Here is a 16,020-nt window from a genome sequence, read left to right as displayed (position 1 = left end):
ACGGGATGGGCTCCGCGACGGAGCCCATCCCTGTGGATCATCACGAACCTCCGCTGCCAGCTCATACAGCCCGATTTGTGCGCCTCCTATGAGATGGTGGCGAAATCAGCTCGGGCTAAACACATACGATTTCGAGAATGGAAGGCGGCAGCGATACTGGATTAACGACGGCTGGGGCGGTTACGTATTCGGACATTTTCGACTCCAGCGGGATCCGATTTCCATCAAGGAATATCGGAACCTACCGGAGGCTGAGCAATCTCCATTTTCCAACAACGCTCACCTGCGCCGCCCGGAACAGGATTCCAACCTCTTGATGCTACTTGGGGATCCTGACGAATCAGAACTGTACGACACTGCCGTACCACTTTCTCTCCCAGAAGGGTCCTTAGGACCCGATGAAAAGCGCATTCCGTTCTTCGATTCGGACGGAATCGACATCCACATGGTATGGTATCGAGGTCCAGTTCAATTGACCAAAAAAAAGAGAGACGAGTTACTCGAGGTCTACCAGACGGGTGACGCTCGGCACCTATACGGAGCGCCACTTTCGACGGAGCCGGGGTTCGAGGATTTCGATGCAGAACTCAGTCCTCCTTCGTCGTTTTCCGACTTCCGCGCATTCATCGACGATCATAACCTCTCTACCGAGCAAGAAGTGATAGCAGCATTCTCTTATGTCTCTGGAGGATGGTCACTTGAAGTCCCCAACGCTCTCGTTACTGATTCGGGATTAGGTATCCGGAGCCTCTCCGAATTAACAACGAGCGATGAAGTTCTGGAGACCCTATCGGGTGTTTTTGACGAACTTCACAACTCCAGCGGCTGGCCCCATGGACATCGCAGCAATATCCCACGAAACGCAGGTAGACGGCGTGAAAAAGGAGAGAGCTACGGACCCCACGAGGCAGAAATTCTTGTAGAATCGATGGAAACCTTCGCAGCAGAGGTAAACTCCTCGTTTACCGACTTCCTTGATGACTTGGATCATGATACTCCGTTCTTAGATGCTCTCCAGCAAATCAAGCAGAACGTGTATTCCTTCCAACGACTGGCGGCATTCGATTTCCTTGAAGTCGTCGTACAAGCGCTGGATTACGATTGGCTAGCGCCGACCCAGCTCCGATACGAATATGTGAACTCAAACGGCCCTCGGCGGGGCTTAGAACACGTGTTTGGGCTGGACGGTGTCGGTAGCGCAGAGTTGCGGGAGAGGACGCAATACCTGACCCGGCTTACCGCATACGCGTGTGAAGAGCGGGAGATGGAGCTTCCAGAAGCTGTCTTCTCCGTCGAGTCAGCACTCTGTAATTGTCAAAAGAAAAACAGAGGAGCTGTCGATACGACTGGATGTTAAAGCCGACTTGTCCCGCAGAACCCATTTAGCGGGTGAGCGACTACACAGGGTAACGGACGAGTCGCCTTCCACACAGGCCCAATCTCGCATCTACACGGCGCCGTGAACGGGTATCTCGCAGCACCAGGGCGAGTTTCGGATCCACTTCAACTTCCCCGGCCGCGCCGTCCCGACGAGACCACGGTCGCGAAACCGCTTGAGGACGCGGTTAACCGTGTTGCGGTAGTTGTCGCTCCGGTCGGCGATCTCGGAGACGGTTCGCGGCTGGTCGAGGTAGTACAGCACCTCGAGTGCCTTGCCGGTCAGCAGCTCGGGGAAGTCGACGTGGGAGTGCTGGCGGACGAGGTCCTGGTAGAGTTCGACGGCGCGAGCATCCGACGGAACGACTCGTTTTCGCCGCCCGTCGTGTTCCGTGTAGACGAGCCCCTTCTCGACGAGGTCGCCGACGGCACGAGAGAAGTACCTCTCGCTGTAGTTGCGCTTCGTCGCGAGTTCGGAGATCGTGTCGCCGAGGTCGACCGTGGCGAGAGCCTCGAGTTCGATGCGCCGGAGTACGGTGTAACATAGTACGAAACTTGTATATAAAGAAGTTTCAAGTAGTGTACAGACAGCAATCGAGAGAACCGTCTCCATCGCCTTAACCAACAGAACTATGGATTCGTGGGCCGTGTTGGTTAATACGAGAGTAGCTGATGTCCTACGAACCTCCGAGTCCACCGGGAAGCCTCCCAACGGAAATCGTCAACACACTCAACGAGTCAGAACCGAGGCAACTCCGAGACGTTGCTACATACGCCGAAGCGCTCGCCGAATACAAGGAACGAGAGGCCCGTCTCGAGGAGTCGGCAGATCAAGATGAAGTCGAAGAGCGACCAGACGATCTCCCGGACGACGTCCCTGCCAAAGCGACGATCACGATCAAGGAAATCAACGACAACCGCTACTACTACTGGCAGTGGCGGGAAGGAGATTCGGTCACATCCAAGTACAAAGCCCCAGTCAACCCCGACGAGTAATCTCAACTCAAAATGTGATGTTTCCACGTGCGCTGTGGGGCGAACCCAACACCCCATCTTCGAAGTGTAAAATACCGAAATCGCCCGTAAATAGTAGTCTAGTCCCTAGTCACACATCGATAGAGGGGAGTTTGGATTCCAAAGCCGATGACAAAGTCGGACTTTGGCACTACCAAATCCGTCGCTTGAAATACGTTGTCGAGTCTCTCTACTGCTAACTGCTATACAGGCAACGGTTACACTTCGATAGAGGGGTGTCCCCGTAGTCCGAGTCAGGACTCAGTACGGAGCTGTGCCTTCACTACGGATTCGACTTCGCTGGACGAGACCATCCCAATCCGAGAGTCCTCACGTAGTGTCTCAAGGATCGTCCCCGGCTGCTCGGCGAACTGGAACTCGAGGAGCTGGAAGAATGCGAAATCTCAACAGATCCGGAGGATTACGATGAAGTTCCTGCAAGCGGGGCCTGCATTACAGTGAAGACAACGAAGCAAACGGGCGAAAGAAGCTACCGCTACTTCTACTGACCGTGGTGAGAGGGTGATTCGTGGAGAATGAGTACAACACACCGGTTAACTCGAAGTGAAGACGAAATCGATGAGCCCAGAGACAGAGACCCTCTCCCCCCGTCATCGATGTGTAAAACTGTGAGAAGGGGGCGGGGGGAGTAGTCGAGGTCATAGAAAGACAGATGGAACAGCCGCATAAACGGACAAGAGGGCCGTGAAACTCCAGAAATAACTTCTCTGGAACTTATGACCCTAGTCTAACGAAGTTTTATGTAGGTTCCGGATTAACCAAAACCGCAATGGACCTAGAGTGAGTGTCAGGTGGAGTGGTGTTCCAGCTGACCGAACGATGTTAATCGCTCTGGATGGTCGTTGTTCTACACCCTTCTTTCCTTGCTATCACGAGCGTTAGACGCTCTCCGTCCTATTGAGACCGTTCGTTCTGTGGTCTCTACCCACCCTTCATCGGTGATTTACACATCGATGACGGGGGGAGGGGGTTGCAGTATTGACTCGAGGAAATTCGTCAGGGATCCCTTCCCTCTCGTTTTGCCGAAGGCATCTTTCAATATCAGTAAATCCTGTAGGAGTGATTTGCACTATTGGCGACCCAGATTCTCCGAAAACTAATACCGAACGCCCTTGCTCGCTTTCGTGGAATCAGTCACTGTATCGAAATCAGTTACACTTCGATGACGGGGGGAGGGGTCAGGAACTTACACATCGACGACGGGGGGTGTGTCCAAACTCAAAATCCGTAAAAACCGCCCACCTCAGTCCTGGTGGAAGTTCTTCAGCTGTGTGTTGACCACCGTTCGGAGGAGTTCATCCTGTTCGGCAATACTCTCCAATCGGGTGTCCTCCGTAATCCGTTTCATGATTCCCGTGGGGTCACCCGTGAAGGTGAACTCCATGTACATCCCACCACCGCGACCTCGACTCTTCCTCGATGTCGAAATCAATCCGTACGTGGAAAGCTCTTTGACGTACTTGACGTACGTCTCCCGAGTCATCTGATCCGCGTCGAGCTCGTCCGTCACCCACTGATACACTTTGAATCCGACGGGGCTCGGAACCGAACTTCCTGAGCGTTTCGAGTAATGCGCGACGGCAGCAGTGGCGTACAACGAGATTTTTTTCTGCGTCGTAAGTCCCTCGACGAGCTTCAACGATCGGTCCTTGTCGATCTCTTCCTGGGATTCGCGGACGTGATGTTCCTCGACGCTGGCGTCACTACGCTCGTCGGCGAGGTCGCCGGCGCCACGGAACAGGTCGATGGCTTTCCGAGCATCCCCGTGACTTTGTGCTGCGAAGGCAGCGACGAGTGGAATCACGTCGTCGGAGAGCGCATCCGGTCGGAAGGCATCGCGACGATTCTGGAGTATCTCGCGCAGTTGGTTGGCATCGTAGTCCGGGAAGTACACGTCCCGTGGGTTGAACGAACTCTCGGCCCGGCCGTCGATGTCCTCCATGAACTTCGGATCGTTCGTCAGCGCCGCGACGGAGACTCTTCCCTCGATCTCGTTCGTGTTGCTGGCTCGCGAGAGCTGGTAGAGCAACTTCGAGTAGGCGGGCTCGTCGTTAGCGCGGCGTCCGACAAGAAGGTCGATCTCGTCGAGAATGAAGATGACTGAGTCGTAGTGGGTGTTGATGAGTTCGTAGAGACGTCGGTACTTACGTTTAGTCGACACGCCAGTTTCGGGCACGCCAACCTCTGCACCGACATCTTTCGCCACCGTCTGGACGAGTTCGTAGACTGCTTGGTCGAGGGTATTGATCGGCTGGCAGTTGATGTCGACGACGCCGAAGCTCTCACCCTTCGATTTGCAGAGCTCGACAATCTGCTGCGTCACGGCGCCGATGATGAGTGACTTCCCAGTACCGGCCGGACCGTAGAGAAGCATATTGGGTGGCCGGTTTCCTTGCAGTGTCGGCTTCAGGAACGACACCACGGACTCGAGTTGGTCGTCGCGACCGACGATCCGCTCTTCGTCGATGATGGTGTCGGGTTCGACGAGGTCACGGTTGACGAAGACTGACCCGCCACCATCCTCGTTGAGCATATCCCGAATCGACTGCTGTGATCTTCCGTCACTGTCGTCTTCGGAAAGACTCAGAGACGCGTTGTCGGCAGCGGTATCCTGCTGAGTGGCGTCGGACGTATCCTCTGTCTGTGATTGCGTTGCTTCATCTTCCAACGTAGATTGACTAGTGCCACCCTGATTGCTGCCGGCCATACTTCTGCTGTGTGACGGAGGTGTTAAAAAGATTAACCTCCGTCGATGTATATCTCTCCGCGTTATTTGGGCTACTCCTCGCATTCACCAGTCTGAGGTTACCCTCCTCAGCACCGGTGACGAAGTACATTGCTGTGGTTCACCCCCCGTGTTCGAAGTGAAACAGCGGCTGGTCCGACTGGATCTGGATACTTGTGATATTGTCGTTCAAATAATCTGTCGGCCACACCCCCCGTCATCGAAGTGTAAAAGTCGACTCCTGTATATAAATATACGGGACACCCGATACTGGAAGATAGTAAGCTACGACCGATTGCAGCTAATGCTATGGATGGTGCGGACCCGCTACCTTTGAGAACACTCTCAGCCTAATGTGTCCGGTCGAAGTCTTTGAGAATCTCTCATTGACGTGCGTGGGAACTCACGCCAACGAGTCTTAACCAACAAAGGCGCCATTACTGGAGTTGTGTTGGTTAACAAGTGGTTCTTTCGCATGATTGCGCCGAAAATGAGTTCAAATATCTGAATACTGAGACGACCGACGATGATAACCGAGCAACTCGACTAGACAGTCCCCACCCCCGGGGCCGTCCGCAATTGATGGAACTCCTTCCACTGTTCCTGCCGCCTGAATGGGGAACCGACGAGACCGCAAATCTCGATAGAAGCGTAGGGTTCGATGAAACCAGCACAGGTTGGAAACGTGGGGTAGTGGGTCAGTCCGCCACTGCAGGACGCTGATGAGGGTGAATGAACTCAACGTTGTGTCTTCTGGCGTTGCGAGTTGCCGCTGATCTGTTCGGTCTCCAAGTGGTCGCGATACTCTCTACAGCTCTGCCAAGTTGTGTACTATCGTTGAGCAGTTATGGGATTTGATTTCTTCATAGGCTAAGGCGATGCGATTCGGAAGTGTGTGCCCTTCGGACAGGGGTTTCTGCTTTCTACGGATTAAACGGCTTAAAACCGGCAGTTGAATAACTAACAGCGATTGCGTGAACTGAAGGATGGGAGGTTGTATGCGGAGTATCGGAAAAGTCATTATCTCCGGATTCAACACCTGTAGTGTCATAGCAATAATATGATTGAGGTTATTTTATTGGTAGTCAGTATTCGACTTGTATCGCTGCCTGGCCAATAATCAGAAAACCCCCGCGAAATAATCGTCTGGATATTCGGTTTCAAGCGAATGACAATGAATCCATACAAAAAATTTAGCGACTGGAAACGGAGCAACGCTGAACTCCTGACAACCGATATACGAAGCGGAGAGTACGACCCTGTTGATGTTTCTGAAGCTGCTTCGAGAGCTAACGATGAGCTCCAGATCTCGACACAAAATGAGGGTCGATTTGTCTTGCCATTGTTTGAACTAGATGAGCCAGCTCCTATTCGGGAGTACGTTTATTACCGCCCTGAAAACGATGATATCGGCTGTATTGATTCCAACTTTGGAACTCCCCGATTCATTGACTGTGAGAAATTAGAGACGAATGAAATCGGCCATCGGTTACGGTTCTGGCTGCCATCCCACCGTCCTGAGCCCGAGATCGACATAGATGAATCAAAATTGCCAAAAGATCAAGTATCACCGATTGATCGGTTGGCCAAGACTGAACGGGAACAGTTTTTCCAACAACTTCGCGGGTTCGTCCGCTCAGAACGTGATGCAGAAAAGGAAGCAAACTGGGAGACGTACAATGAAGTTGGGCTAGAATCAGCAATTCATCGGAATCTCGTCTCAGGCCCATTTGCTCACATCTCAAAAATAAAGGCGAAAAATGGACGGTCAGCGTATCGGTTTCAATTCGTTGTCGAAGACGGCGACGAAGAGGATGTCAATCTACGAAATGATGAGGAGTTGTTCGAAGGTAATTATTGTATCTTGGATCTTGAGGGGGAGAATCACCCATTCCCGATAGTTGTTGAACTGATTTCAGTAGGGGATCAGACGATAACAATTCAACCGAAGAAAGACGGTATTCAGAATACAAAATCCGTGCGGGGATATCTGAGTCAAGATAATACCGAAGTATGGCTACACCCTCTGCTCAATCCAGTTCCTTTCGAGCGTCGACTCACCGCTATTAGCCAAGTCAAAAAAAGCGATGAAAAGCGTGAGCTCCTAACTGGTCAGCGAGATGTCGCATTCTCCGTGAATGAGTACGCGTTACCAGAAGGCTGTATCGAATTAAATGAATATCAACGTCAGGCATTGATCTGGGCAACGAGTGCGGAAGACATCGTCTGTATACATGGCCCCCCTGGGACTGGGAAGACGAGAACCCTTACTGCCTTTGTTGAAAATACAGTTTCGCGAGGGAATTCCGTTCTTGTGACTGCTCACTCTAACCAAGCAGTAGACAATCTGTTAGTTGGGGATAGTACACTGGATTCACCCGAGGATGATACACTCCATGAAATGGCCCAGGACCCAGAAAAGAACCTCTCTGTTGCCCGAGTCGGTAGTAATTCGCGAAATCAGGTAGTCCGAACAAATTATACATATGAATCAGTGGCAGATGCTGATATTGTTGCCGCAACGACGAGCGGAGCTGCAACCTTTGAGCAAAACAGATTCGATATTGCGGTGGTCGATGAGGCTAGTCAGGCAAGCAGACCGGCGACAGCAATCGCGCTCAATTGCGCCCGTAAACTCGTTCTGGCTGGTGATCATAAGCAGCTCCCGCCTTACTGTGCCGACGAGTCAATGCAGGAAGAGGATATGCACATCTCATTGTTTGAATATCTGTTAAACCGCTACGGAGAGAATATCGCAGTTCTTCTCCGGAAGCAATACCGAATGCACGAAAAAATCGCTGAATTCCCCAATCAGGCGTTCTATCAAGGAGAGTTGGAGACTGCGTCCCGGAACAGGGACTGGACTGTCGATGATCTAAAACCGATCATGGGGGTGAATATTCAAGGTGAGGAGAAGCGACAGACACACGGAAACTCATATTACAATCCCCAGGAAGCTGAGGCAGTTGCGAAACAAGTGAAATTGCTCGTCAAGAGTGGACTTGGTCCTGAGGATATTGGTGTAATTACTGCCTACAGCGGTCAGATCAGGAAGATTCGGAATCAAATACACCGGGTAGGAATCGATAATCCCGGAGTGGTGACTGTCGATACTGTTGATTCATTCCAAGGCGGCGAACGTGAGGCGATCATCGTTTCATTTGTCCGGAGCAATCCAGATGGATATAGTGGGTTCTTGGAATTCCCAGTGGAAGGCCCTCGCCGACTAAATGTTGCAGTAACGCGTGCTCGGAAACGGCTAGTCCTTGTTGGTAACTGGGACACATTAGGAACCGTCGCTCCACATCGCTCTCCGAGTGAGAGCTGCGCCGATTTATACGCAGAATTAGCGGAGTATATCCAATCGCAGGGCTGGATGTTATCGTAGGTCTATTGAACTACTCTTTCAGAGTTTCCTTCCCGACAAAGTACCCACTCTGGGCATCCAATTCAACTTCATACTTGTTCCCTGGATTCCCGTGTGGGACATGCACGTGAACCCCCCGATACGTGGCGATCGGATTACCCGAACCGCTCACCCGTTCGACCGTGACTTCAACCGTTTTTCCATCGAGTTCCGCAAATTGTCCCTTCTGACTCCGCCGGGACTTGGAATTCTGACTCTTCTTGGAATTTGATGACTTTTTAGTCTCGGTATTTTTAGACTGAGATCTCTTGTGGGACTCGTAATTCTGGGCCTTCCCATCAATGATTACGTTGTTATCTGAGGTGGCTCTATCGTGGATGGTCCCCTTACTGTCCCCTACATCACCTGGTTTTGACTCCCCAAGGCCATAGGATGAATCTTTGCGATGTCGATATCCATATCGGTCCTTGTTGTCTCTACCCATACGAAGGGGATGTTGCTAATGTAATATATTACTTGTGACGGAACGCGGAAAATCAGATAGTATTCATCGTTTCTATTGACAAATTTGGAAACTCAAGCCCTCACGTATCCGACTCGGATCATTTGTCTGTAAACTCATCGAGGCCACGCTGTTCATCCTCGTACTTTCGAAGGACCTCACCGGGAGAGAGAAACCGGAGTTCTGAGGACTCCAGGTAGTCTTGGTCCTTTTCGAAAGCCAGCCAGTGGCGGTCGTTGTCCTCGGCAATTTTTCCTGTGATGTTTGAGCCACCGAAGATATCGAGAACGATTGGCCGGTCCAGATACCCCCGGTCCCAGTTCTCATAAGGCGAATTCGGCGTGAGGAACTGGATGAAGAATTCAGGTATCTCAGGTGGGAACCGAGCTGGATGCTTGTCCAGTCCTGCGCGCTGGCACATTTTGTCGTAATGCGTCTGACTACGGGTATTGGTTGCGGAGAAAAGATTATCGGGAATGGCTCCGCCGGCATCTGTGAAGAACCCTTCTTCGCTGATGTTGTGCCCGGATGGCCGTTCACCAGAATTGTACTTCCGTTTGTGGAGCAGATATTTTTGACTGTCGCTGAATTCAGTCAAGACACGCCGGTTGTCAGCTTCAGGAATTGGATGTTCGTCGTCCTCCGTTGCGCTTGCTGTGGAGATATTTGGTGCAAGCCACCAGACGTGAGTGACAGCATCACTCACCCGTATTCGACGGCGGTTGACCCACTCCGCAGGTGAGGGGAGTTTCGCAGGGTTATGCCAGTAGAAGTCTTGAGCGAGCTGAAACATCCCCTCTTCACTTGTCAACCTTGCAAGGAGCTCGAACTGATAGGTGGATCGAACTGGTGTGCCTTCTTCGAATGCTCCCCCGATTTCAATGACGAAACTACCGTGCTCAGCGAGGACCCGTTTGACTTCAGCGGCGAATTCGAGGAACCAGTCTTGATAGTCCTCTTCGCCCCAGTCGTCACCGTATTCTTTCTGATGAGCGAGATCGAATGGGGGTGAGGTCACAACAAGATCGATCGAATTTGTGGGGAGTTCCTGCAGAAGTTCACGGCTGTCGCCATGGTATGCAGCTCCCAAATCCGACGTGTAGGCCGGTGACGAAGAGAGTAAATCGGACACCGGCAGCGTCGAAGGCATATCAACCTGAATTCGCTCGATGGACGTAAGTGGACCGACTCCAGATTTCAGTAGTGTATTGAACCCCAACTACAGTTACCTCTGCATCAATCGGTGAACTCGTCCAGTCCTCGTGACTCGCTTTCGTTCTCTTTGAATTGACCGAAACCATCTTCGAACTCCGCGACCGTCCGCTGGATTGAGTCGTCTTCGGTAAATTGACATACTGATACTCCACGGAATGGACCATCTTCTGGGAGAGCTTTCGTACGACGGATTGTGGATAGCTGCTCAGCTAAATCGTCGAATAACTCGTTGGGATCATCATCGTAAGCAGGATTCGGTTGATTGGTTAATGTCAGAATCGTATATGGCTCGTTTTTCATGATCCGGGTGGCCATGCGATTCGCATCTTCTCGGAACCCCCCGCGAGCTACGTACAGAATGGTGTTCGCATTCGTGAGACGGGCCGTCGTAGTCGTACTGGCTATCTGAGTGGGTGTCACCTGAGAACGTGATGCAGAACAGTGAACCAACCACCGCGTTAGAGTGAAAGTGGTATCATCCATGATGATGTCAGCGCTGACTTCTCCTGCACCAGTGTCCTCGGTTCGGCGACCAACATATTCGAGCCCCAGTTGTCGACCAAGCCGGACACCGAGGGCTGTAAGCGCCGTTCGCCGCTTCGAACTCGACTGTACTCCGATTGCATTATCCAACTCCGCGAAATTGAGCTGGAGTGCTTCTCGCGGCACATCGATCCTTTCAGCTAATTGCCTTAGAAGTGGACTGAGGACCTCCGCCTCGAAGTCGGCTGTCGGCTCCACGAGATTCGGAGCACCACGCCGAGTCGAGATCTCGATGTAGCCAGCGTCAGCGAGTGGTTCGAGGATATTCTCCGTAATTTTGCTCTGGGGGATTTCTGCGTCGTGCCTGTTGGAGGCAATTTCTCGAACCTTTGTATTTTTAATCGGACCGCCGGGGTCAATGGCAGCTAATCCGCGGAGGAAAGCACGTTGTTCTGTGGTGAAATCCTCAAGTGTTTCCAGTTCCTGTGAGCTGAGATCTAGAACCTCGTTGAGGCGTTCGGTGTCGATGTTGTAGTGATGGGAGCCAGTGTTGAGTATGCCGGCTTTGTTGAGCCACCCCCGCATTTGGCTCCAGTGGTTGCTTGTTTCACTGACGGTGATACCATATCGTCGCTCGAGAGCGTCTTTGATGTTCTCTGCGGTCGTTTTCTCCCCACTTGCGTCAAGATCCAATATGACTTCAATCACCTTGCGGCCGTGTAGATTGAGTAGAATATGACGAGCAAAGGCATCATAGAGTTCAGATTCGTCGCTACGGAGTTCGTAGAGACGAGAGCCAAGGGTCGTGAACGTGAAGTCGTCAGTGACGAGTTGGTAACCGGGATCCTTGAGGCCGAGGACAACGAGTCGAGCTCGTTCCTCGGAATCCTGTGTCTCTTGAAAAAACCGTTCTGCCACAGCGGATTTGAATTTGTCCTCGTTTCCCTCATGCTCGGCAATAAGCTCTAAAATAACAACGAGTTCGGAACTTTCTGTAGCGTCTGTGTGTAGCTGGCCAGGGCTGAATGCGTCACCGAACGGTAGGGTGGACTGGTTATCGGTCATGAGCGTGGTGTGGACAATATTATGACTGATGTATTAGATGTACCGCCGTGTGTGGTACCGCTGGTATGAGATATTGAAAGCCGAAAATTCACACCCCCTTCAGCTCAGATAGAAGATGTTTTTATCATAGAGCTGGGCCAATAGAACACGCCATGGAACTTGACGGAGATCGCGGGACTGATACGCCGACGAAGTTGATGGCTGAAACGTCCCCCAGACAAGTGACGGACCTTCTCAACGGGACAGCCCCTGAGTACGTCACAACGCCCGGAAACGAGACCACAGAAGTGCATTTATCCTTTGAGCAGCTTGGAGGTCGGCCGGTTCAGGGGGCTGCATATGCTGGGGACAGCCTCAAATTACTCGACCAGATAAATGGTTCACCCATCGACCTTGTTGTAACCTCACCGCCGTTTGCACTCCGAAAAGAGAAACAGTACGGCAACAAATCGCCAGAAGAGTACGTTGACTGGTTCTTGGACTTCGCCGCCAAGGTCTATCAGACTCTCGAGGAAGACGGTTCGTTCGTCATCGATATTGGCGGAGGGTGGCAGAAAGGGGAACCTCTCCGCTCGCACTATCACTTCGAGCTGCTTCATGCATTGACCGATGACGAAGGACAACTGGCCACGGAAATCGGGGAGTCGTTTAATCTCGCCCAGGACTTCTACTGGTACAATCCCGCAAAATTACCGACGCCTGCCCAGTGGGTGACGATTGAGCGGATTCGCGTAAAAGATGCAGTCAATCACGTGTGGTGGCTCTCCAAAGGGTCTGCCCGGGAGAAACCAGACAACAGGCGAGTCCTCAAGGAATATAGTGATGCCCAGAAGCAACTCATGGAATCCGGGTATACTGCAAAGGATCGTCCCAGCGAACACTCAATAAGCGACACGTTCGACGAACCAGTTGAGGATGGGGCTATTCGTCCCAATTTCATGAACACGATCGATGAATCGACACCACACGTCGATCCCGAGGAACTGCTCGAGAAACTCGATATCCCGGAGAACCTCCTTGATGTCATTTTAGAGAATGACGTCGTGGAGGAGTTCGTCCAAACCGTCGGTTCAGCGTATACCCAAGACAACGTCCTCGAAATCGCGAACACGCGGTCCCAGACTACGTATCTCAAGGCGTGCAAGGCCACCGATACTGAAATTCACCCCGCACGGTTCCCCCGTGAGCTCCCAAAATTCTTCATTCAATTCCTGACGGAGCCTGGTGATACAGTGCTCGATATATTTGCTGGTAGTAACACAACGGGGCAGATGGCCCAGCAGACTGGCCGGAAATGGCTGGCATTCGAATATAGCGAATCGTATCTTGAGGGCTCTCAATTCCGATTTCAGAACCTCGACGACGTCACTGAGGATGCAGATAGTGAGTGAATCATCTATCAGCGATATTCGGGAGCTGATGAAGTAGCCGTGGTTGATTGACCACGTTTGGGCGGTACTATCCTCACAGCTGAAGCCGCTGGATTTCTCTGAGAAGACTGGTGCTAGGTACACGGCTTAAGCCAAACCTCCTTATCCCCAGTACGTGGAATCACGTGTTCCTCGTTTGGAATTGTTGAGTGAAAACGGGGTGTCTGCCAATGGGACATCACGATCGGCCACAGCATTCGTATAGTCTGATTGTATTAGTATCGACACTAGCATCTCGATACTATCAGGAGATGTCACACTCACCCTGTCATTGGGTCCCCATTCAATGTGGAAAACATATATGAGTCCGCTGATCGGCTATCGAAAGCATCCACCAAAATCAACGCCTGGGCTATTGTCCCTGCACAAAAGTATATGTAGTAACATCTTCTTGGAAACGTTTGGGAAAGGTTTAATCTATCAAGATACATTTATCCATCAACACAAACACTGTTTGTTGATTAATTTAGATTAATAAGATAACAATGACAATTGACTCCATCGCGGAACACGCGCAGAGTTGCCTTGACCGGCGATACCTCGATAGGTGGTTCCCAGCGAACATCACAACTGCTGATGGAGCATTCTCATTCGGTCAAACCGAGCTCGCCGTAGTTGAGGAGTCGCTTCGGAAGATTGAACTCGGGCATTCACTGTTAATTCATGACCCGATTCCTTCCAACCGCGTCCCCCTGGCCGTTTGCCTCGCGTACGTCCGGACCCAAGACCCCAGATTCCCCACTGATGGAATCATTGGCGGGAACAAATCACTCCTCTGTTTTCCCGCCCTTCATCATGGCTACGTGTCTCAACTCGACGAATTCCGACGTGATTCCATCGGAGACAGTCCTCGATTAATTTCCAGAGAGCCGATCGACCGGCTTTCCCAAATCGACCAAGAGGCGGATATTTACACCGCGAAAAATAGTTTTGAAATCGATACGGAACATCCCGGAGACTCTGTTGGTGCGGTCTTCGTCGATCTCCGGAAACCCGAATGGGGCTCCTTCGGACGCCGCTTCGATGAAATCATGGCCCTTTACGAGGCCACCAGCTGCCCGTTTATCTTCTATACAGATGAGATGACGGCCGAAGCAGAGGCGATCGACGAAAAATGGTTGACGGTTCAGATCACGAACGAACTACTCACGACAGCTGAACCGGACACTATCCCGGAGAACCCCAGCTTGACCACCCGTTTTGAACACCTCATCAACACTTCCGATGTAGTCGTTGAGCAGAGAACCATCGGCTATCCCGAACTCTATCAGATCGTCTCGGATCTGAGTGCAATGCAAAACGACATCCAGTCGATGCATCATGTACAAGGAGTGCTCAAAATGGAAGTCGGGTGGTTATTCAATCTCCTCACCCGCCTCCCAGTTAAGCCTGAATACTGGGATAGCGTCGTTGCCGATAATTACTACCAACAGGGCGTCCGCGAGCTATTAGAGAACCTCCGCGGCAAAGCCCAGCGCTTGGATGGTCGGGCGGCGGATGTGCTGATCAATTACTGTGAAGCAGCAGATGCTCTCCACGGACGGCTCAACAGGAGCCATCCACTTCAAGAGCATCTCTTTGAGCTGATCACCACCGGAGAGAGCAGTCAGGGGGGACCGCGAATCGTCGTCGTCCGAAACGACTTCGAACACAAAGCGATACTTCAAGCAATTACGCTGGAGGACCGCAAACTTGCGGATTCGGTCTCAATTAAGACCGTTGATGAGGTTGAGCCAACGCCGAACGGGGAAATCATCGTTGCCAGGCCGCTTGATGCGGATTCATATCTCTATGACTTTCCGACTGCTGAACGGATTGTATTCCTGCAGTTCGAGCCGTGGGCACCGATCGTAGAAGAACGACTTGCAGAGGGGATGGCTAACATCGGGGCGACAATCTCAACCCAGGACATCGGCCAGGTTGGTGGTCGATCCAAGCCACAGGAAGCGTCACCGGCTCGATCGGCAGCTCAGTCCCCACAGCAGTCCGGGTCCGTGGCTCAATCGGCATCTCAATCCCCACCGTCAGAGTCCGCGGAATCAATCGTGGACACGTACGAGCGCCCGGATAACTTAACCGATGTCGACCCAACTGAGGCCTTACGACAGGACTTCGAAGGTGGTGATTCATCTGGTATGTCCTCCACCTCTTCGACGTCGGACGGTCAGACTCGGGAGCCGGGCCTCGAAGTCGAGCTTTCGAATGGTGAGACGCGCAAACTTTCCTCACAAAGCCGTGTGAGTGTGCTTAAGGGGAACGGGGATATCGCACGAAAACGTTCCGAAGATCTCACTGCTGGTGAGACACTCCTCTTGCTGGATTCGGCCGCTGACGACATTTACGATTTGTTCGTCGAGTCTGCCCACGACCAGGAACAACTCCGGAAAGCCGAATCGGTTGTGGAGCGATGGCGAACGATCCTCGATGATGCACTGTCAGCGGACATGAGCCAGGACGAATTACTGTCCGAGCTGCAGGAACGCGGCTCTGATATCAGCGACGTTTCTACGGTCTCCAATTGGCGGACTGGGGATACGATTGGGCCACGAGACCCTGAGGATGTCAGACGTGTTCTTGCAGTGTGTGACCCCGAGATGGAACCAACAGCTGAAGCAACTGCTGGAGCGATGAAACGGATTCGGACAGAGCATCAGAAGATCGGACGGCAGGCTCGGGAAGCAATCGAGGCCCAAATGAGCAGTAGCATCGCTGGCGACCTCACGACTGATCTGCCAGCTGGGGTGGATCAGGCTTCGGAGAACGTTCAGAAGGCAACAATTGAAGCGGTTAAATCCATATCAGAATGAACAAAACACACCAA

At 52.0% G+C, this 16,020-nt stretch carries 8 protein-coding genes and 2 pseudogenes; 5 read left to right on the top strand and 5 right to left on the bottom strand.

All coding sequences use genetic code 11. The annotated features are described in order from the left end of the window. Positions 1–1,357, top strand: a pseudogene (locus NO978_RS18665) (hypothetical protein); the annotation flags it as partial. Between the two features lie 162 nt (positions 1,358–1,519). Here the strand turns inward: NO978_RS18665 and NO978_RS18660 are convergent. Beyond that, positions 1,520–1,972: pseudogene (locus tag NO978_RS18660) on the bottom strand (hypothetical protein); the annotation flags it as partial. 77 nt (positions 1,973–2,049) lie between these two features. Between NO978_RS18660 and NO978_RS18655 the strand changes: the two are divergent. Next, positions 2,050–2,373 (top strand): hypothetical protein, encoded by a 324-nt coding sequence (locus NO978_RS18655; protein WP_257301044.1) that lies wholly within the window; start codon positions 2,050–2,052, stop codon positions 2,371–2,373. 1,282 nt (positions 2,374–3,655) lie between these two features. Here NO978_RS18655 and NO978_RS18650 read toward each other — a convergent pair. Further along, a complete protein-coding gene (locus NO978_RS18650) occupies positions 3,656–4,945 on the bottom strand; it encodes an orc1/cdc6 family replication initiation protein (protein ID WP_369684165.1) in 1,290 nt (429 codons plus the stop codon). A gap of 1,366 nt (positions 4,946–6,311) precedes the next feature. On the opposite strand from NO978_RS18650, the gene NO978_RS18645 reads away from it, so the two are divergent. Further along, entirely contained in the window at positions 6,312–8,525 is a 2,214-nt protein-coding gene (locus NO978_RS18645) for a DEAD/DEAH box helicase (RefSeq protein ID WP_257301042.1), read from the top strand. A 10-nt stretch (positions 8,526–8,535) separates the two neighbouring features. Here NO978_RS18645 and NO978_RS18640 read toward each other — a convergent pair whose 3' ends face one another. The 3 genes from NO978_RS18640 to NO978_RS18630 form a co-directional block, all read right to left on the bottom strand. Continuing rightward, positions 8,536–8,988: a hypothetical protein gene (locus tag NO978_RS18640; protein ID WP_257301041.1), complete on the bottom strand. Its 453-nt coding sequence runs from the start codon at positions 8,986–8,988 to the stop codon at positions 8,536–8,538. Between the two features lie 118 nt (positions 8,989–9,106). Next, positions 9,107–10,156 carry a site-specific DNA-methyltransferase gene (locus tag NO978_RS18635; protein WP_257301040.1) on the bottom strand — a complete coding sequence of 350 codons (1,050 nt, stop codon included), beginning with the start codon at positions 10,154–10,156 and terminating at the stop codon, positions 9,107–9,109. A gap of 86 nt (positions 10,157–10,242) precedes the next feature. Next, positions 10,243–11,769, bottom strand: a complete 1,527-nt coding sequence (locus tag NO978_RS18630; protein ID WP_257301039.1) for a restriction endonuclease — start codon at positions 11,767–11,769, stop codon at positions 10,243–10,245. A gap of 152 nt (positions 11,770–11,921) precedes the next feature. On the opposite strand from NO978_RS18630, the gene NO978_RS18625 reads away from it, so the two are divergent. Beyond that, entirely contained in the window at positions 11,922–13,160 is a 1,239-nt protein-coding gene (locus NO978_RS18625; protein ID WP_257301038.1) for a site-specific DNA-methyltransferase, read from the top strand. A gap of 524 nt (positions 13,161–13,684) precedes the next feature. After that, the gene (locus tag NO978_RS18620) at positions 13,685–16,006 is read left to right on the top strand and encodes a DrmE family protein (protein ID WP_257301037.1); all 2,322 of its coding nucleotides are present in this window, start codon (positions 13,685–13,687) and stop codon (positions 16,004–16,006) included. Positions 16,007–16,020 lie beyond the last annotated feature (14 nt).

It is taken from the genome of Haloarchaeobius sp. FL176 (assembly GCF_024609245.1).
Taxonomy (GTDB): domain Archaea; phylum Halobacteriota; class Halobacteria; order Halobacteriales; family Natrialbaceae; genus Haloarchaeobius.
This window is presented reverse-complemented; position numbering and strand designations above follow the sequence as displayed.

Excerpts from the sequence above, each read along its gene's own strand:
- NO978_RS18645 (WP_257301042.1), top strand. The coding sequence starts at position 6,312 with ATGAATCCATACAAAAAATTTAGCGACTGGAAACGGAGCAACGCTGAA.
- NO978_RS18635 (WP_257301040.1), bottom strand. The coding sequence starts at position 10,156 with ATGCCTTCGACGCTGCCGGTGTCCGATTTACTCTCTTCGTCACCGGCC.
- NO978_RS18625 (WP_257301038.1), top strand. The coding sequence starts at position 11,922 with ATGGAACTTGACGGAGATCGCGGGACTGATACGCCGACGAAGTTGATG.
- NO978_RS18655 (WP_257301044.1), top strand. The coding sequence starts at position 2,050 with ATGTCCTACGAACCTCCGAGTCCACCGGGAAGCCTCCCAACGGAAATC.
- NO978_RS18640 (WP_257301041.1), bottom strand. The coding sequence starts at position 8,988 with ATGGGTAGAGACAACAAGGACCGATATGGATATCGACATCGCAAAGAT.
- NO978_RS18620 (WP_257301037.1), top strand. The coding sequence starts at position 13,685 with ATGACAATTGACTCCATCGCGGAACACGCGCAGAGTTGCCTTGACCGG.
- NO978_RS18650 (WP_369684165.1), bottom strand. The coding sequence starts at position 4,945 with ATGCTCAACGAGGATGGTGGCGGGTCAGTCTTCGTCAACCGTGACCTC.
- NO978_RS18630 (WP_257301039.1), bottom strand. The coding sequence starts at position 11,769 with ATGACCGATAACCAGTCCACCCTACCGTTCGGTGACGCATTCAGCCCT.